Raw genomic sequence first — 17,763 nt, 5'->3', positions numbered from 1 at the left:
GGTGGCGGGGCGAGGCGCCCCGATACGGTGGGCTCCGGTCGAGGCACGGGTCACCGGCGGAGAGGGCGGGCATGCGTCTGCACGTGGGGTGCGCGATGTGGAGCCACAGGTCGTGGCCGGGACACCAGCTGCCACCCGCGGAGCGCCTGCGGCACTACGCCGGCTGGTGTGACGCCGTGGAGGGCAACACGACCTTCTACGCGACCCCGGCCCGGGACACCGTGGCATCGTGGGCCGCACAGACGGACCCCGGCTTCCGGTTCGTCCCCAAGCTCCCGAAGGTCATCACCCACGAACGCCGGCTCACCGTCGTCGGCGAACCGCTGCGCGCGTTCCTCGACGCGATCGAGCCGCTCGGCCCGCGCGTACACGCCCTCTGGATCCAACTGCCCGGCTCCTTCACCCCCGCCGACGTCCCGACCCTGCGCCGCTTCCTGGGTCAACTCCCGCCGTCGCACCGGTACGCCGTGGAGGTCCGCCATCCCGCGTTCTTCACCGACGCCGACGCGGCCCGGCTGCTGGAGACGACCCTCGCCGTCGCGTCCGCCGAGTGGATCCCCTTCGACACGACGGCCTTCTTCGCGAGCCCACCCAGCAGCGACGCCGAACGGGACGCCTGGACCAAGAAGCCACGCGTGCCGCTCCGGTCGCTCGCGCTTACCGACCGGCCGATCGTCCGCTACCTCGGCCGGGACGACCCGACCCGCACGGTCGAGGGGTGGCAGCGCTGGATCGACGTCACGGTGGCCTGGTTGCGGGAGGGGCGCTCGCCGACCATGTTCCTGCACACCCCGGACAACGCCGACGCGCCCGTGCTCGCCCGCCGGTTCCACGACGAGGTACGGGCACGCGTACCCGAGCTGGACCCGCTGCCCGAGCCGACACCCGTCGAGCCGCTGACACTGTTCTGACCGAACGGGTCAGCACTGCTCCCTGTCGAGCAGGTCGTCGAGGTGGGTGGCCGTGCTGATCAGCGAGAGATGGCTGAACGCCTGCGGGAAGTTGCCGATCTGCTCACCGGTCGGGGCGATCTCCTCCGAGTAGAGGCCGAGCGGACTGGCGTAGGTCAGCATCTTCTCGAACGTCAACCGGGCGTCGTCGACCCGACCGGCCAACGCCAGCGCCTGGACGTACCAGAAGGTGCACATGTTGAAGGTGCCCTCGGTGCCGGCGAGGCCGTCCGGTGAGGCCTTCGGGTCGTAGCGGTAGACCAGGCTGTCGGAGACCAGGCTGTCGTCCATCGCCCGCAGCGTCGACTCCCACATCGGGTCGGTCGGCGAGATGAAGTTCAGGCCGGGCATCGCCAGGAGCGAGGCGTCCAGGATGTCGGAGCCGTAATGCTGCACGAACGCGCCACATCCCGGGTCGAACCCACGGGTCATGACCTGCTCGTAGATGGCGTCCCGTTCGGCGGCCCACCGGGCGGTGTCGCCGGGGCGCCCACGGCGGTGCGCGATGCGGATGGCACGGTCGAGCGCGACCCAGGACAGCACCCGCCCGTAGGTGAAGTCCTGCCGGCCGGACCGGGTCTCCCAGATGCCGTCCTCGGGTTGGTTCCAGTGTTCGCAGAGCCAGTCCATCATCCCTGCCGTCTTGCGCCACCCCTGGTACGGCGCGATCAGCCCGCTCCGGTCCGCCAGTTCCAACGAGACGAGCGCCTCGCCGTAGATGTCGAGTTGCAGTTGGCCGGCCGCGCCGTTCCCGATCCGCACCGGCGCGGAGCCCCGGTAGCCCTCCAGGTGACCCAACACCTCCTCGGAGAGGTCGGGTGAACCGTCGATCCGGTACATCACCTGCAGCGGCAGGTTGTCGTCGCGGGCCTCGCGGATGCGTTCGTTGAGCCAGAACAGATATCCCTGGGCCTCGTCGGTGAAGCCCAGGCGCAGCAACGCGTGCACGGAGAAGGACGCGTCCCGGATCCACGTGTAGCGATAGTCCCAGTTGCGCGGCCCGCCGATCTGCTCCGGCAGCCCGGCGGTGGGTGCGGCGACCAGTGCGCCTGTCGGCGCGTACGTCATCAGCTTGAGCGTCATCGCCGACCGCTCGACCACCTCCCGCCAGCGACCCTTGTAGCGGGAGCGGCCCACCCACCGCCGCCAGTGGTCGCGGGTCTGGGCGAGCAGGTCGCACGCCTCCTCGGTGCTCATCGCCCGGGGCGCGTGCGGGCAGGCCGTCTCCAGGACGACCCCGCCGATGTCGCCCGCGTGCAGGGTGAACGACGCGGACACCCCCTCGGCGTCGCGCCGGATTCCCCGCGCGTCGAATTTCCGTTCCGAGTCTCGGAACGCGGCGAGGGTGAGGTCGAGGGTCGGGCTCCGGAAGACGTCACCCTCGGGGTGCACCTCGATCTCGTACGAATCACGCCCGTAGTTGAACCGTGGGCGGCAGTCGAAGCGGAACCGCATGCTCCCCCGGACCATCCGCACCAGCCGGATCAACCGGTGCCGGTCGGTGGCACGTTCGCCGGTGACGGGCATGAAGTCCAACAGCTCCCCCACGCCGTCGGCGCTGTGGAAGCGGGTGATCAGGATCGGCGTACCGGGCAGGTAGAGCTGTTTGCTCGTGTAGTCGACGCCGTCGGGCGTGAGCCGGAAGTGGCCGCCCCTGTCGTGGTCGAGCAGCGCGCCGAAGACGCTCGGTGAGTCGAAGCGGGGCGCACAGAACCAGTCGACCGAGCCGTCGGCGCTGATCAGTGCGGCGGTCTGCAGGTCACCGATCAGACCGTGCGCCTCGATCGCCGGATACCTCGCTTCCACGCTGACCCCCGCCGCTCGTGATGGCAACGGCGGCGACTACCCGGGGAAGGGGCGGGTTACACGCAACTTCTGCGAACACGCCGACTATTGCGGAAGCAAAGCTTCCGCGATCGCCGATAGCGTCATCTCGAAGACATCGACGGAAGGAATTTCTGATGAGTCTACGGGGATTTGCCACACTCAACATCTGGGCCGACGACGTGGAGGCGGCCACCGCCTGGTACGCCGACTTCCTCGGCGTCGAGGCGTACTTCTCGCGCCCCGGGCCGGACGGACGCCCGGCCTACACCGAGTTCCGGATCGGCGACTACCAGGCGGAGTTGGGCATCATCGACCGCAGGTTCGCGCCGCCCGGGGCCGCGACGGGGCCCGGTGGCGTGGTCATGCACTGGTACGTCGACGACCTCGACGCCACCGTCGACCGACTGCTGGCGCTGGGCGCCACCGAGTACCAGCCGATCACCCCGCACGGTGACGAGGGGTTCATCACCGCGGCGGTCGTCGACCCGTTCGGCAACGTGCTGGGCGTCATGAAGAACCCGCACTACGAAGAGATCCTGGCCTCGCTGAAGCCGGCCTGACCCGGACGACCGTGTCGGTCAGTGGGCGGGATTCGGTGTGTGCGGGAGCTTGCCGAGCTGACGCCAGTTGGTCTCGGCGACCTCGACGCCGTAGTGCTTGGCGGCGGTGAGGATGTTCTGGAAGGCCAGGTCCCGATCCTCGTCGGTGACGCCCTGCACCTGATCGAACCGGGCGATGGCGTTGCGGACGTGACCGGCGTCGGTCATCGGTTCCTTGCGCTCACGGGGGAACGCGAAGACGGTCTCCGGCAGCTCGCGCTTGTCCTTGCTCGACAGCCCGCCGTGCTTCTCGTGGGGCTTCCAGGTCGACTTCATCACCCCGCATTACCCGCACGCGGTCCGCCAGCACCTCTCCGGCCGACATTTTCCGGTCCCGACAACCCGGCCAGAGCGGGCGGGGCACCCACCGTCGACCTCGACGGCGGGTGCCCCGCGACCTGGGTGCGGATCAGCTCAGCGAGCTGCTGCCCCCGGGCTGCACCGCACCGTTCACGGTGAGCTGGTACGGCGCGTACTGCCGCACCTGCTCGGTCGGCTCGTCGTACGCCACCACGGCGACGACCTTCGGGAAGGCGTCCAGCACGGCCAGCTCAAGCTTGCCGATGGTGACCTCGGAGCGGCCGTTGGACTCGAACTGCCAGGCGATCGAGTGCTTCTCGTCGATGCCGACGAGCCGCAGGTTCCAGTTGCCGACCGGGGTCGGCCGGATCTCCGTCGGAGAGTCGAAGGGCGCCAGGCTGGTGCCGTCACTGAGCAGCTTCCCGCCGACGGTGATGTCGTCGAGCAGCAGGCCACCCTCATTGGTGCCGCCATCGCTGACGTACTCGAAACCGAGCAGCACGGTCTTCCCGGCGTACGCCGACAGGTCGTACGAGCGCGCCTCGAAGCCGCTCGTCGTGCCGTTGAGCGCCGGACCGCGCGGCCCGTCGACGGTCTTGTCACCGGGGATCGCCGTGTACGTGGCACCGCCGTCCGTCGACACGGTGACGTAGCCGTAGTCGTAGCCGAGCTCCGCCCCGTACTTGGCCTGGAACCGCAGCGTCGGGTCGGCGGTCGGCACGGCGACGGAGCTGACCGCCGCCGAGTCGAGGCTGTTGGCGTTGCCGGAGAAGAGCACCGCGTTGCCCGGCCGGTCCGGGTCCTGGCTGGTGGTCGTCCACGACAGCGGGAGCGCGGGCAGGGTCTTCGCGCCCTGGAACTTCACCGACCGCAGGTCGCGACCGCTGAGCACCTTGCCCTTGGCCGTGCCCAGCTGCACGTAGTCGGCTCCGTTCGGGGCGGCCCCCGGCGTACCGTTGGCCGCCGTGCTGGCCAGGTTGACCGTGGAGCGCAGGCTCGGCGTGGTGACCCGGCTCTTGGCGACGCCGAGGGTGATGCCGAACTTCGACTCGCCGACGAGCTTGTCGAGCAGCGTCATCGACTGGAAGTCGTGGATGACCTGGTAGACGTCGTGGACCCCGACCGTCTCCAGCTCGGCGTCCAGGCTCGCGAGGCCCTGCCGGGCACCGTCGCGGTGCAGCCGGGACATGAAGGCGGCGCCGTAGCGGTCGTACAGGTAGAGCATGAACGAGTACGCGCTGCCGTAGTCGGCGAGGACCGCGTTCGGGTTGGGGCTCTCGTCCCACAGGGTGAGGGAGTTCTCCGGTCCGCCGCAGTCGCGCGGGTTGGTGTTGTACGGCGTCTGGACCGTGCCGAACCCCTGGTAGCAGTAGAGGTGACTGTCGGCGCCGCGGTCGAAGACCGTGGCCTTCGAGTCGCTGTACCCGGTCAACGACATGGCGAAGTCGGAGAGGCCCTCGTTGATCCAGTTACCCTCGAACGGGTCCGCGTAGTAGTGCGCGAGGTGCTGCCACTCGTGCGCGAACGTGCCCTCGTAGCTGTTCGGCCGGGCGCCCCGGCTGGTGCACAGGTCGCTTGTCGGCTCGTCCGGCGGGTTCGGCGTCATGCGGTGCAGCCAGTCGAACGCGTCGACGGTCATCACGTTGCGGTCGAGCAGCTCGTTGAACTGTGCGGAAAAGAACCCGGCGATGTACGTCGGCGCGGCCGGGAACGTGTAGTAGTTGTCGTCCCGCACGTTGTCCACGAGCGTGACGGTCTTGTTGCCGGCACCGGTGTAGACCCCGCCGTCGCCGTTGGCGTCCGGCCCGATCTGGGCGTTGGAGCCGTCCCGGTCGGGTGGGGTGCTGAAGGCGTTCGTCTCCTTCGGGTACATGTTCGTGTCGAACTCGTCGACCAGGTGCTTCACCTGCGCGTCGGTGATCTGCGTCGACGACGGCACCTGCGCGCGGCAGTCACCGGCCGGGAACGCCAGGTCGTTGGCGACCCAGACCTCGATGTGCTCACCGACCGCCCGCAGCGTGTAGTCCTTGCGGTAGACCGAGCCCTGGACGTCGTCGAGGCCGAGCCACTGACGGACCGTGCCGACCGCCGGCGTCTCGACCGACTGCGCCTGCCGCCGCGCGCCGGTGCGCGGCTGGTACCGCGCGGGCGTCTCGATCGGCCGACCGTCCAGCGTGAAGTCCTTCCGGGTGAGCTCACGCATGTCACTTGGCGGTGCGGCCTTCGGCGCGACGGCTTCCGCCGACGCCGGTGACGGCACGGCCACGACGGTGAGAGCCGGTAGGACGAGGACAGCGGCGAGCGCCCCAACCATGCGGGTGCGAGCCATGGAACCTCCTTCGGGTGTGCAACCCGGTTCCCGTGAGTCCGGTCGGGTGTCGACCGCTCACGATGATCACTTGAACCGGGGACACGGTAGCCCGAGGCAACCTTCGCCTTCGACGGGTTGGGAAAGCGATACATATCACCCCGGGGAACGGTAATCCGCGACTTTCGGCTGCTCCACGTCCGTGGCCAGGCGCGACGCACCGACCTGTGTGGACACAGCGATCCGTGCACTTTAAGGAAGGTTTAAGGAACTGTCGAGTACGGGCGGCGGGCACCTACCATTCGGCGGCCGTGGCCGTTCGGGTCAGCCTCATGTCGGCTCGTTGGGAGTGACAGGTGTCGTACGAGAGCCCGCCGGCGTCCCGTCATCGACTGCCGGGGTGGCCGGCCCGCACCAAACTCGGCGTGGCCGCCGGAGCGGCGGTGCTGCTCGTCGTCGCGGCCGGGGGCGTGTACCTGGGCAACGGCGGGGTGCCGCCCGAGCCGTCGAACGCGGCCAACGCCGTGGATTACCCGTCTCCATCGGCCCGACCCACCGAGTCCCCTGCGGCAGCGTCGGCCGTCGCGACGCCGTTGGCCTCCACGACCCCGTCGATCGCCGCGACCCCGTCCACCGCTGCCGCTCCGAAGATCCCCGCTACCGGCTGGATCCCCGTCGACCGCACGGCCTGGACGGCGCAGGCCGACGCGTACCGGGCGTTGACGATCGATCCGGTCCCGGCCGGTGTGGGCAACCTGCCGGAGTTCCGCGCGGACTGCCAGTACAGCCACCGGTTGCCGGATGACCCGATCGTCGCTCCCGGCCTACCGGGCGCCTCACACATGCACTCCTTCGTCGGCAACAAGGCGGTCGACGCGAACACCGTCGCCGGTGACCTGACGAAGTTCACGGCCACCTCCTGCAAGCCGGCGCAGGACCACTCCGCCTACTGGGTGCCCACGCTCTACGACAACGCGACGGGCAAGCCGGTCGAGACCACGGGCTTCCGGGTCTACTACCGATCGCTTGCCAAGAACTCGACGGGCCAGATGCCGCTGCCCAACGGCCTCCGCATGATCTCCGGCGACGCCAAGAAGAAGAAGCCGACACCGCGCGGCGCGACCGGGCAGTTCTACTGCGCCTTCTACGGCCCGGGGGATCTCGACGGCGTCGCCCGCAGCACCAACGGCAACTGGCCCATCTGCGGAGGGGACGCGACGCTGCACTTCATGATGCAGTTCCCGGACTGCTGGGACGGCAAGCACCTGGACAGCCCCAACCACAAGGACCATGTGGCGTACGGCAGCGGCGACGCCTGCCCGCCCAGCCATCCGGTCCGGGTTCCGGCGATCACCTTCGACATCCAGTACCCGGCGAAGGGCACCCCGGCGGGCTACTACCTCTCCTCCGACAAGGAGGGCAAGAGCGCCTCGTCGATGCACGGCGACGCGTTCGTGATGTGGGACGTCGCCACCATGAACAAGCGCACCAAGAACTGCGTCCTCGGCCGCCGGACCTGCGACAACTACGGATACCAGAAATAGCCCGGGGCCAGGCCCGTGTCGGCCTGGCCCCGGGGTCTGGTCGGTCAGCTACGCAGCGTCCACCGCTGGTTCGCGCCGCCGTTGCACGACCAGAGGATCACCTTGGTGCCGTTGGCGGTGGCGGCGCCGTTGGCATCGAGGCAGAGTCCGGACTGTGCGTTCGTGATGGTGCCGTTGCTGTTGACGTTCCACTGCTGGTTCGTGCCGCCGTGGCAGTCCCAGATGATGACCGCGGTGCCGTTGGCCGTACCGGCCCCGGACGCGTCCAGGCACTTGTTGCCGTACACCGTCAGCTGCTTGCTGGCGGTCTGGGTCCAGCGCTGGTTGGCGCCGGTGGAGCAGTCCCAGAGTTGCGTCTGGGTGCCGTTCGTGGTGGAGGAGTTGGGCACCTCGACACAGCGGCCGGACTGGCCACCCACGAGCTGCCCGGCTCCCGTGCCGCCGCCGCCCTGCTGTTGCCGGACGATGAATGTCGACTCCGCCGACCGGTTGCCCTGTGCGTCGACGACGTAGAGCCGGTACTCGCCCTGGGTCGTCGGCACGGCGATGGACGTGGCGTTGCCGGCCGCCCTGGTCATCGTCGCCCCGGCGGTGAAGGTGGTCGTGCCGGAGGGTGCCAGCCAGACCGACTTGGTGGCGTCGCCGGTGCTCCGGATCGGGATCGACGCCGTGGCGCCTGCGACGAACGTGCTGGCCGGCAGCACGTAGTTCGGCGCGGAGAAGGTGCTCGCCGGGACGATGTCCCGGTAGGCGTCCTCAAGGCCGGAATTCGCGGCGATGCCGTACGCCGCCGCGGGCCAGACATAGTCGGAGGAGACGAGGATGTCGGCGACAGTGCTGTTCGGCAGGTTCTTGTTCGAGACCTTGTTGATCGGGCCGTAGATCTGCGTGATGCTCAGATCGTGCTTCCGGCCGAAGTCGTCGGAGTTGATCATCCACGTGACGTTCTTGTCGATGCTCAGGACGTTGTCGCGGAAGGTGATGAACGCCGATCCCTCGTCCGGGTGCAGCCCGTACTTGTGGCCCGACGGCACGCCCTGGAGATAGTTGTTGGTGATCATCGTCCCGGGCTGGCTGCCGAGCGTGTAGATGGGGGCCGTGTCGCTGAGGCGCTGCACCGTGTCGATGATGTGGTTGTAGCTGATGTTGTTGTTTCGCGCCGTCGTGGTGGGTCGGTTGGGCACGATCGAGCCCGATGACCCGTCGAAGTTCCACCAGCCCCAGCCGAGGGTGATGCCCGACCACGGAGTCTTCTCGATCCGGTTGTGCTGGATGGTGAGGGTGTCCGCGAAGTAGGCCGAGATGGCGCTGTGCCCGTTGAACAGGACGGCACTGTCGTAGAGATAGTTGTTCTTGATGTCGATGTTCTTCGGCAGCCCCTCGACCTGCGCGGAGTACTTCTCGCGGTTCGTCGACGTGCCGTCACCGATGTAGACGTGCTGGGGATGGCCCACCAGGATCGCGGAGCCCGCGATGTCGTTCGTGGAGTTGCCGATCAACTGCGAGCCCTGCACGTCGTTGACCATGCTGATCCCGTCGGCGCCGGTGTGCTGGATCCGGTTGCGTTGCAGGAGGATCCCGTCGGCGTTCTGCACCTGGAGAATGCCGGGAGTGACGTCCACGTTGCGGTAGTGGTAGACGTGGAAGTTGCCCTTCGCGTACACCTGGGCACCGAGGTTGCCCTGCTGCGCCTGCTTGAAGGACGCGCCGGCGACGTTGAACAGGTTCCAGTCGGAGTGCTGCACCGTCAGACCGGAGAACGTGATGTTGCGCGCGTGACTGCTGGTCGAGGTGCCGGCGACTCGCAGCACGGTGGTGAGGTTGTTGGGCGCGTAGACCGACGCGGTCGACATGTTGTCGGCACTGGCCTTGTAGTAGTAGACCGTCTTGGTGCCCTTGTCGAAGAAGAACTCGCCGGGCGCGTCCAGGAACTCGTAGGCGTTCATGAGCTTGTGGCTGCCGCCCACCTGGGCGTTGCCGTTGAAGGAGCCCTGGGCGATCGCCGCACCCGGCTGCTGGAACAGGGCAACCCGGTTCGCGCCGTCGGAACTCGTGGTCACCTGGCGGACGCCCACGATGGCCGTGGTCCAGGTCGTGCCCGTCTCGATCTCGATGTCGTCCTGGTTGCGGGCGACGGCGGGGAAATCATTCAGGTTGTATTTGGCGCCGTCGCACTGCGAGCCCGACTCCCACGCCCACGCGGCCTGGTTGGCCGTGATGTTGTACGTCCCGTAACAGCCCCCCGAGCTGATGGTCTTCGACGCCATGACGGCACGCTTGTCGTTGACATACAGCGCACGCAGCTTGTTGGCGCGGTCCAGCGGCGCCTTCCAGATATTGCCGCTGTGCTGGGTCCACCCGGTCACCTGGACACCACCGTCGAGGACCGGCTTCTCACCGGGGTAGGCGCCGTAGCTGATCCGGAATCCGTTGGTGCCCGAATCGCTGGCGCCGAATTCGACGGTGCTGCTGATCGGATAACTCCCACCGCGCAGCAACACGTCGATGTCGCCGGTCATGTTCGTATTCACCGTGCGGACGACATCCCGCGCGCGTTGCAGAGTCTTGAATGGGGATTCGATCGTCCCCGCGTTGGAGTCGTTGCCGTCCGGGGCGACGTAGTAGGTCGCCTGGACCGCGGCTGCGGCCGGCTGCTGATTTGTCAGCACGACCGGCACTGCGGCGGAGACGAAGACCGCGAGCGCCAACAATGACGTTCGAGCGGTGGATATGGCTGATTTCACGTGCTGTTCCTTTCACTTGCCGTCGACGGGATGCCGAATGCGGGTATCGAGCGACGAGCACGGAACAGCGACGCCACTAAGGACTGGCGGAGGGCTGCTGTTGCCCGACCGCACTCATTTTCCAATCGCTACGAAGCTCTCCCCAGGGACTGTATGTCGAACGTGTGACGACTGCAACAGCCAATTAAGAGTGGTCAATGCGCAAAGACGCTCGTACCGGGCAGAACGCCCGACTCCCGTCCCACGCCCCACTGGCATCGTCCGATGAATCCGCGCCGAGGGACCGGGCCGCCTAGCAGGCTGAGTACGGGCACTCATCCTCTCGCTGCCGTCGACCGGCAGGCTCGACGCCATGGCTCATCCGCACCGGATCACCTCGAACGACGTCGATCAAGGTCCTGTGCTCCCCCGGACGCGGACGGGCGGATGGCGGCGGACAACGCCTCGACGGGCAGCCGGCATCCGTCGTCGCTCCGGCTCCACATCGTTGGTCTGCGCGGTGCTGGCGCTCTGTCTGCTGACGGCCGGGTGCGCGGAGTACGGCGACGGCGACTCGATGGCCCGGGACGAGGCCGCGGCCGAGGCGGAGCACCTCAAAGAGCAGCTCGGTGGTCGCGATCGGGTGCGGGACGCCGAGTACATCGCCGCGACCGAGATCCTCGAACCGGCCACCAACGGCACGTCGAGAACCCACCGTGAACCGCTGGCCTGGTCGGGACGCATCTCCGCCGACGAGCAGGCCACCATCGACGTCCGGTTCACGGTGGCGGTGCCGGAGAGTGACGGGAACTTCGGCCACCCCGGCCACTCCGCCGGTCAGGCCACCCGGTGCTACCGCTATCGGCTGAAGCTCTATCGCAACACCACGTCCGAGGAGATCGACTGCCCGCCCGTGGCGGCCCCTCCGGTGCCCACGGCGAAGCCGTACCCGGCGATGCCCAATGACGCGGTCGCCCGGCTCACCGCGGCACTGCGCACCGCCACGCCCGACACCCTCGCGGCCACAGTGCGGGCCGCCTTCCCGGAGAAGCACGTCACAGTGGACACGGCCACCCACCAGAACGCCCTGGTCGCCGTGTTGGCCGTGCCCGCCGAGCGAGACTGCCTCCTGCTGGTCCGCAAACCCGACGGAGCCATCACCGCACCGGGGTACGACCGGGAGTGGCTGGAGCCGGGCGAGACGGGGTGCAACACCGGGTTGTACGTCTCGCCACCGCGTTAGCCGACAGCCCAAGCTGTCGGACGCGAGCCCGCCACGTCCGCGACAGGCTCAGCCGTAAGCTGCCTCGGTGAGGAAGTCGGTGACGATGGCGGCCAGGTCCGCTGGGCGTTCGGCGACCATCGCGTGGCTCGCGCCGGCCAGTTCCAGCACCCGCAGGCGCGGGTTGTCCACGGCGGCGAGTCGCGCCCTGATGGCCCGGCGGTAGGCCGCGTACACCTCGGAGAACGGTTCCTGCTCGGGCAGGTCCTCGGTGGCGAGGACGAGCAGCAGAGGGCATCGGGCGTCCCGGTAGGCGGGGACCAGGTCCAGAGACCCCATCGCCTCCCGCAACCGCACGGTCAGCTCCGGATCGGGGCGCAGCAGGTTACGGCCGTCGTCGCACGGCACGAGGTTCCGTTCGAAGGCCGCCACCCAGTCCGCCGGATCGGCACCGTACCGCCGGGCCATCGCCCGCTGCCCGGCCACCGCCGCGGCCAGCCGTTCGGCGGTGAGCGGCTCGGCCATCATCGCGGCCATCCCGTCGAAGACGGCCCGCAGCTCGGCGAGCGCCGTCACCGCCTGCCCCGGGTCCATCCCGGCGAGCTGCTCCGGGCGGCTCGGCGGAGGATTTCCGTCCAGGCTGACCGCGCCGGGACACTCCGGGTGACGCTGCGCCCAGAGCGCGGCCAACATCCCACCGAGGGAGACCCCGACGACCGCGGGACGGTCGAGACCGAGGCCGTCGGCGACGGCGGCCAGGTCGTCCAACACCTCGTCCCACCGCCACGGGCCGTCGCCGGACCGCCCGTGGCCGCGCAGGTCGACGCCGACCACCCGGTACGCCTGCCGCAACTCCTCGGCCAGCGTCGTCAACTGGGCGAGGTTGCCGCCCGCACCGTGCAGCAGCAACAGCGAGGGGCCCGATCCACCGAAATCGCGGTACGCGATCGGCACACGGCCGGAGCTGACGAGGGGATCAGGCACGTCGGGTTCCTTGCCGGAGCAGTCGGTCGCGGACGGCGGCGGACAGCACGCCGCCCTCGGGATGGCGGGCGAGCTTGCCACGGGAGGCCAGGTCGTGAACTCCCTGGCGGGTGATGCCGAGCATGGCGCCGGCCACCGCGTACGACACCGATTCGGCGGTGGGGTGGCCCACCCGTCGCGCGACGACCTGGCCGAGCGGCGTGCGCCACCAGTCGAGGGGCGGGTTGAACGGGCCGTCGCCGGGATAGAGCGTCGAGATCGCTCGGACGATCACGCCGTACGCGGCCTGCTCGTCGCCACCGACCATGGTGGTGGCCCAGGAGCTTGCCCGTTCGCGCACGACGGCACGCAGCGAGTCGACTGCCGGGTGACCGTCGACCAGGATCTCGAGCGGATCGAGCAGCCGAACGTCGATCAACCTGACGAGCTGTACGACAAGTTCCTCGTTCTCTGGTGACACACCGACCCCCTTCGCTTTACACCCATCGTCAAGCGCTTGACGGTTGGTGTCAAGCGGAAGCGGTTGTCGTCCCGAATGCCGACCGGGCGTTGCCCGCTCCGAACCCGAACAGCCAAGCCGCTGGCGCATGCGGCCAAGCCGGCTAGACTAATCGCTTAGCTAAGCAAGGGGGGTCACGCCATGTCGGCTGAGGCCGTGCACTACAACATGCATGACGCCAAGACCCATCTGTCGCGCATCATCGAACGGGTGGAACACGGCGAGGAGATCATCATCGACCGGGCGGGCACTCCGGTGGCGAAGGTCGTACCGCTGGTCCGGCGGGCCAACCGCACCGCAGTCGGCTCCCTCGCCGGTCAACTGGACCTGTCCGGCGACTGGGATTCGCCACAGACCAACGCCGAGATCGCCACCGACTTCGGCATCGGCGCATGACCCTGCTGCTGGACACCCACGTCGCGCTCTGGGCCATCACCGGCGATCCGACCCTCGGCACCGAATTCCTCGACCGACTGCGACACGAGCCGGACATCTTTCTCTCCCCGGTCACCCTGTGGGAGATCACCATCAAACAGAGCACCGGGAAACTCGGCGGCCCCCCTGACCTGGCGGAGCGGGTAAGAGACATGGGCTTCCGGGAACTCCCGGTGACCTACGCCCACGCCATCGCCGCCGGGCGTCTGCCATCACATCACCGCGATCCCTTCGACCGCATGCTGGTGGCCCAAGCAATCACCGAAAGTCTGACCTTGGCCTCCCGAGACGCGTCGATAGCGCTGTACGACGTGGACGTCCTCAAGGTGTGATCGGACAGGCTGGGTCTACGGAACGACCGGGAGCATGTCGTCATCACGGCCGGTCTGGGGCAGTCCGGCGGCCGCGGCGATGGCCTGAACGGCCTCCTCCAACCCGGCGCTCTGCGCCAGGACCAGCTCGTCGGACCAGCCCAGAACGTCGTGCCCGGCGTACCAACCGCTCATCTGCTCGGCACTGAACTCACTCACCTGCGGACGCGTGAGGTGCCGCCGCAGCGTCTCCGGCAGGGACACATCGAGGTAGCAGAACAGCGACCGCCCCCGGTGACCGTCCCGCAGGCTCGTCAGCATGCTCCGATAGCGATCGGCGTGCATGATGCCGTCCAGCACCACGTGGTAGCCATGGTCGAGCGCGAACCTGACGGTCTGCCCGATCAACTCCGGTGCCGCGCCGCCCGGTCTGTCCCGCTCCCGGAGCACGATGCGGCGCAGGTAGTCCTGGCCGACCTTTCCGACCGCCGCCGATCACGTGAAGACCCTGAGCAGCATGATCACGTCGCGCACATGTGCGTGACGCTGGGATGGTCTGCGTTGTCAGTCGTCGGAAGGGCGCCACGAGCGTGCGGCCCGCGAGGCGGCTTCCCCGCCCACGAGGGCCAGCAGGGTCGCCAAGGCCACTACTGCGACGATGCCCGCAACGAGGAGGTTCATCGAGAGTTCGCCCGCGCTGCGGATCACGAGTCCAAGCCATCCGAGGAAGCCAGCGACGGTCGCACCGATGATGCCGGCGATGACGAGCGGTAGCGCCAGGTTCCATCCGGCGATGCCGATGTAGAGGCGGCGGTCGGCGTTGTAGGCGGCGAGGACGCCGAGTGAGCTGGCCTGGCTGAGGAAGATGCTGACGGCGGCGAGGGCCCCGGCGAGCACCAGCACTGCGACGCCCATCAATCCGAATGCCAGTACCCAGCTGAAAGTGGCGGCTCCTTCTAAGCCTCCTGCGATCCAGTCTTGTCCCGGCGTCGAGACGTAGGGCTTGGTCAGAGTCGCATACGCGGCTTGCTGGATCTGCTGCTCCCCGATCTTGCTTGCGTCGTTGAGCACGAAGAAGCCGGTGATCTCGCCGGTCGTCACCGGTGCCGCAGTCACTGCGAACTCTGGATCGGAGATCTCGGTGTCAAAGAGCAGCGCCCGCCCCCTCGCGCTGGCGCTGCTGTAGGCGTCTTCGATGCGCACCGGCGACTGAGGACATTGCGCAAGACGCCCGAGGGCCTGCAGGGCGGTGCATGTACCGACGACGACGGGTTGATCGGCGGTCTCGACGACACGCAGAACACGGTCTCGGCCGAGCGCCTCGGCGAATTGGTCCGCGCCCGCAGCCGTTGCCTTGGTGCGGACGGACACGAGTTTGTCACCAACGGAAAGCGCTGAGCTGGAGGCGCCGTTGGCTAGTCCGCGGGTGCGCTCGACGACCCACTCCTGCTGCACCTGCACCTGCACCTGCACGAGCAGGCCCAAGCCGATCACGAATGCCGCGCAGAGCCGGGCGACGAGAGCGGGACGAGCACCAAGCCACCGCCCTCCCACGACCGCCGACGGCCAGCCGCGGCGACCACCGAGCACGGCGATCCAGCGCCCACCGGTGACGGCGAGGCTGGCCAGCACCGACGGCAGAGTCGCAAACGTCGCCGCCATGCCGACGAGGAAGACCACAAGCCCGACGGGAAAGCCGGGACTGATACCACCGTCGGAGTTGGCGGCGCCCCAGATGGCCGCGCCAAGCGCCAACGGGAAGATGGTCTGGGGTAGTCCCCGCAAACGCGTCTGCAACTTCCTGGGCCTCGTCTGTCCCCGGGCACTGCTGCGCAGCTGAACGATCACGACGAGCGCGAGGATGCCAGTCGCGACAATGAGTGCGAGTGGGGCAAGCAGGGCGCGCGTGCTGGCAAGGTCGTCGCCGGCGATGATGTACTCGGTAAGAGGAAGGCGCAGGTCGACCAGCGTCGCTAGCAGAACGGTCAGGCCACCCAGCAGAGCTCCGACGACCACCGGCGTGACGGCCTCGCCGATCAACACCCATGCCCGAGACCGGGGTGAGGCACCGAGCGCGTCGAGCATCGCAAGGCGGCGATCTCGCCGCTCGGCGTTGCTGCGCACGGCGAGCAGCACAAGCACGGCGGCCGGAATCGACACGACAACTAGAACCAGAACCGCGACATCGGTGGCTGTCCAACTGCTGCCTGAGACAAAAACGGTGCTCGGTGAGAGGTCACCCACCATGCGTTCGGGATCGATCCCGAATCCGCTGATCGCCACTCGTCCCTCGCGCTGGTCGAAGGCCAGGTCGGTGGGAGGGCGATAGTAGGCCAGCCGCTCCGCCGGACTGGTCAGGCCGTGTCGGGCGATCGTCCCGCCGTATCGGCCGTACCGTTGCTGCAGTGCTTGCGGGTCCGAGCTGTCGAGTAGCGCCGGAGACAGAAACACCTCGCCTGGTGCGGGCCATCGAGGCAGGCCGGGTGGCGGCGGCGCATCGGGGCGAAGTGGCGCCACGTAGAAGACATCGAACTGCTTGTTGTCGTCGTAGTCGGAGTGGAGGATCCACCGGGCAGTCGCCGACGACTCCATGCCGCTGACGACGAAAACCGGCTCTCGGGCCGCGATGCGCTCGGTGCGCTCGACAGCGACCGCGTTGATCGCGAGGAAGATCCAGCAGGTGAACAGGGCCGTCGCCGCCGCGGCGACGAGCGCCCAGCGGTGGACGGCGCTGCCGGCTCCACCACGCCGCCCCGCGCGGCGACCGAGTGCAACGAGGATCAGAGCCCTGCTCACGAGGTGCCTGCGGCGACGGTGGTCAGGTGCCCGGAGTCAAGGGACAGGCGATGGTCCGCCCGGTCCGCTATCCGGTCATTGTGGGTCACGACGATCAACGCGCAGCCATACTGCTCGGGGAGCTTGAAGAGCAGGTCCGCGACGACATCCGCCGAGGCGCGATCCAACGATCCGGTCGGCTCATCTGCCAACATCACCGCGGGCTCCGTGATGAGCGCCCGAGCCACCGCGACGCGCTGCCGCTCGCCGCCTGACAGCGTGGCGGTCACCGCTTCTGCCAGGTCGCCAACGCCGAGATCCCGCAGCAGTTCGGCGGCACGGGAGTGAGCGCGTCGTCGTCCCGTAGCGGCCAGCAGCGCGGGGAGAGCGACGTTCTCCAGCGGTGTCAGCTCGGGAAGCAGCTCGCCGAACTGATACACGACACCGATAGACCTCAGGCGGAGAGCCGCCCGCGCCTTGGTATTAAGAGTGGTCAACTCCGTGCCGCCGATCCAGACCTGCCCAGCGGACAATGGTAGGACACCGGCAAGACACATCAACAGTGTTGTCTTTCCAGAGCCACTCGGCCCCACAACCGCCATCGACGCACCCGACTTGACCTCTAGATCCACCTCATCGAAGATCACTCTGTCGGCGACTGAGTAGCGCAGCCCCCGCGCCTGTACTGCCAGCGCATCCCTGATTGCCGACACTCGACCTCCAAACGCAGGAGTTTGGTGCGGGTCGGGCTGGTCCCCGCCCGCACCAAACTCACCCTGGAACTGTCATACCACGTGGTTAGCGAGTTGCGTCGCTGCTGCAGGTGTTGGTTCCCACGTCGTCGACACACGAGTTGAAGCGCTGGATCAGGTTCGAGGACGATTTACTGCTGGTCTCGGTGGTGCCGCAGCCCTGGGAGTTGCGGAACACCTGCGCCGACCCGGAGTCGCGCTTGTAATCCGAGTACACATCATGGTTGTCGCAGGACGTGTCCTCGACCGAGATCCCCTGCCAGTTGTCCACATCCCTGGTGACAGAACCGTTGGTGCTCTTGGTGGCTGCGATCGCGAGGCTGGGCAGCGACCAAGCGACCAGGCCGACTGAGACAGCGAGGGCCAGTTTGACCGGTGGCCTTCTCAAGGAACCACTCCTTTCCGCTGAACCGAAGGCGCCCGTTGGGCTCCTCTTCGGGTGCGAGACGTGAAGGCCGCTACAGAGGTTGAAAGGCCGAGGTTCGGGCTATCTCGGTGGTTCGGGTTCGAGGGTCATGCCGGTGCTGGCGAGGA

General features: G+C 68.1%; 15 protein-coding genes and 1 pseudogene. 6 read left to right on the top strand and 10 right to left on the bottom strand.

The genetic code is table 11. From position 1 onward, the window contains the following. Positions 1-95 precede the first annotated feature (95 nt). Positions 96-911 carry a DUF72 domain-containing protein gene (locus ACLQ29_RS33875; protein WP_425775483.1) on the top strand — a complete coding sequence of 272 codons (816 nt, stop codon included), beginning with the start codon at positions 96-98 and terminating at the stop codon, positions 909-911. Positions 912-920: 9 nt separating this feature from the next. On the opposite strand, the gene ACLQ29_RS33870 is transcribed toward ACLQ29_RS33875, so the two are convergent. Next, positions 921-2,756 (bottom strand): glycoside hydrolase family 15 protein, encoded by a 1,836-nt coding sequence (locus ACLQ29_RS33870; RefSeq protein ID WP_425775443.1) that lies wholly within the window; start codon positions 2,754-2,756, stop codon positions 921-923. Between the two features lie 155 nt (positions 2,757-2,911). On the opposite strand from ACLQ29_RS33870, the gene ACLQ29_RS33865 reads away from it, so the two are divergent. Next, the gene (locus ACLQ29_RS33865; RefSeq protein ID WP_393372589.1) at positions 2,912-3,337 is read left to right on the top strand and encodes a VOC family protein; all 426 of its coding nucleotides are present in this window, start codon (positions 2,912-2,914) and stop codon (positions 3,335-3,337) included. An 18-nt stretch (positions 3,338-3,355) separates the two neighbouring features. Here the strand turns inward: ACLQ29_RS33865 and ACLQ29_RS33860 are convergent, their stop codons facing one another. Next, the gene (locus ACLQ29_RS33860; RefSeq protein ID WP_425775442.1) at positions 3,356-3,652 is read right to left on the bottom strand and encodes a DUF6582 domain-containing protein; all 297 of its coding nucleotides are present in this window, start codon (positions 3,650-3,652) and stop codon (positions 3,356-3,358) included. 133 nt (positions 3,653-3,785) lie between these two features. After that, complete coding sequence (locus tag ACLQ29_RS33855) at positions 3,786-6,005, bottom strand: peptidase M6 immune inhibitor A (RefSeq protein WP_425775441.1); 2,220 nt, start codon at positions 6,003-6,005, stop codon at positions 3,786-3,788. A 335-nt stretch (positions 6,006-6,340) separates the two neighbouring features. Here ACLQ29_RS33855 and ACLQ29_RS33850 point away from each other — a divergent pair, with 335 nt between their 5' ends. Beyond that, positions 6,341-7,528 carry a DUF1996 domain-containing protein gene (locus tag ACLQ29_RS33850; RefSeq protein ID WP_425775440.1) on the top strand — a complete coding sequence of 396 codons (1,188 nt, stop codon included), beginning with the start codon at positions 6,341-6,343 and terminating at the stop codon, positions 7,526-7,528. A 44-nt stretch (positions 7,529-7,572) separates the two neighbouring features. Here the strand turns inward: ACLQ29_RS33850 and ACLQ29_RS33845 are convergent, their stop codons facing one another. Beyond that, entirely contained in the window at positions 7,573-10,272 is a 2,700-nt protein-coding gene (locus ACLQ29_RS33845) for an RICIN domain-containing protein (RefSeq protein ID WP_425775439.1), read from the bottom strand. A 499-nt stretch (positions 10,273-10,771) separates the two neighbouring features. Here ACLQ29_RS33845 and ACLQ29_RS33840 point away from each other — a divergent pair, with 499 nt between their 5' ends. Beyond that, entirely contained in the window at positions 10,772-11,494 is a 723-nt protein-coding gene (locus tag ACLQ29_RS33840; RefSeq protein ID WP_425775438.1) for a hypothetical protein, read from the top strand. 48 nt (positions 11,495-11,542) lie between these two features. Here the strand turns inward: ACLQ29_RS33840 and ACLQ29_RS33835 are convergent, their stop codons facing one another. Beyond that, positions 11,543-12,457 (bottom strand): alpha/beta fold hydrolase, encoded by a 915-nt coding sequence (locus tag ACLQ29_RS33835; RefSeq protein WP_425775437.1) that lies wholly within the window; start codon positions 12,455-12,457, stop codon positions 11,543-11,545. Beyond that, entirely contained in the window at positions 12,450-12,917 is a 468-nt protein-coding gene (locus ACLQ29_RS33830) for a hypothetical protein (RefSeq protein WP_425775436.1), read from the bottom strand. Before ACLQ29_RS33830 ends, ACLQ29_RS33835 begins: the two co-directional genes overlap by 8 nt. Before the next feature lie 180 nt (positions 12,918-13,097). Here ACLQ29_RS33830 and ACLQ29_RS33825 point away from each other — a divergent pair, with 180 nt between their 5' ends. Further along, on the top strand, positions 13,098-13,352 hold the full coding sequence (locus tag ACLQ29_RS33825; protein WP_357375944.1) for a type II toxin-antitoxin system Phd/YefM family antitoxin: 255 nt from the start codon (positions 13,098-13,100) through the stop codon (positions 13,350-13,352). Then, the gene (locus ACLQ29_RS33820; protein WP_425775435.1) at positions 13,349-13,723 is read left to right on the top strand and encodes a type II toxin-antitoxin system VapC family toxin; all 375 of its coding nucleotides are present in this window, start codon (positions 13,349-13,351) and stop codon (positions 13,721-13,723) included. The genes ACLQ29_RS33825 and ACLQ29_RS33820 overlap by 4 nt, the downstream gene beginning before the upstream one ends. 15 nt (positions 13,724-13,738) lie before the next feature. Here ACLQ29_RS33820 and ACLQ29_RS33815 read toward each other — a convergent pair. From ACLQ29_RS33815 to ACLQ29_RS33800, 4 genes and pseudogenes are all read right to left on the bottom strand, one after another. Next, positions 13,739-14,179, bottom strand: a pseudogene (locus ACLQ29_RS33815) (kinase); the annotation flags it as partial. Positions 14,180-14,266: 87 nt separating this feature from the next. Beyond that, positions 14,267-16,498, bottom strand: a complete 2,232-nt coding sequence (locus ACLQ29_RS33810; RefSeq protein WP_425775434.1) for an FtsX-like permease family protein — start codon at positions 16,496-16,498, stop codon at positions 14,267-14,269. After that, positions 16,495-17,190 (bottom strand): ABC transporter ATP-binding protein, encoded by a 696-nt coding sequence (locus ACLQ29_RS33805; RefSeq protein WP_425775433.1) that lies wholly within the window; start codon positions 17,188-17,190, stop codon positions 16,495-16,497. The genes ACLQ29_RS33810 and ACLQ29_RS33805 overlap by 4 nt, the downstream gene beginning before the upstream one ends. A gap of 85 nt (positions 17,191-17,275) precedes the next feature. Beyond that, on the bottom strand, positions 17,276-17,617 hold the full coding sequence (locus ACLQ29_RS33800; protein ID WP_425775432.1) for a hypothetical protein: 342 nt from the start codon (positions 17,615-17,617) through the stop codon (positions 17,276-17,278). Positions 17,618-17,763 lie beyond the last annotated feature (146 nt).

The organism is Micromonospora sp. DT228 (genome assembly GCF_049841595.1).
Classification (GTDB): domain Bacteria; phylum Actinomycetota; class Actinomycetes; order Mycobacteriales; family Micromonosporaceae; genus Micromonospora.
The sequence above is the reverse complement of the archived record's forward strand: the minus strand, read 5'-3'. Positions and strand labels throughout refer to the sequence as shown.

What these genes read in the sequence shown, in the direction of transcription:
- ACLQ29_RS33875 (WP_425775483.1), top strand. Translation starts at nt 96, where the DNA reads ATGTGGAGCCACAGGTCGTGGCCGGGACACCAGCTGCCACCCGCGGAG.
- ACLQ29_RS33865 (WP_393372589.1), top strand. Translation starts at nt 2,912, where the DNA reads ATGAGTCTACGGGGATTTGCCACACTCAACATCTGGGCCGACGACGTG.
- ACLQ29_RS33860 (WP_425775442.1), bottom strand. Translation starts at nt 3,652, where the DNA reads ATGAAGTCGACCTGGAAGCCCCACGAGAAGCACGGCGGGCTGTCGAGC.
- ACLQ29_RS33855 (WP_425775441.1), bottom strand. Translation starts at nt 6,005, where the DNA reads ATGGCTCGCACCCGCATGGTTGGGGCGCTCGCCGCTGTCCTCGTCCTA.
- ACLQ29_RS33825 (WP_357375944.1), top strand. Translation starts at nt 13,098, where the DNA reads ATGTCGGCTGAGGCCGTGCACTACAACATGCATGACGCCAAGACCCAT.
- ACLQ29_RS33820 (WP_425775435.1), top strand. Translation starts at nt 13,349, where the DNA reads ATGACCCTGCTGCTGGACACCCACGTCGCGCTCTGGGCCATCACCGGC.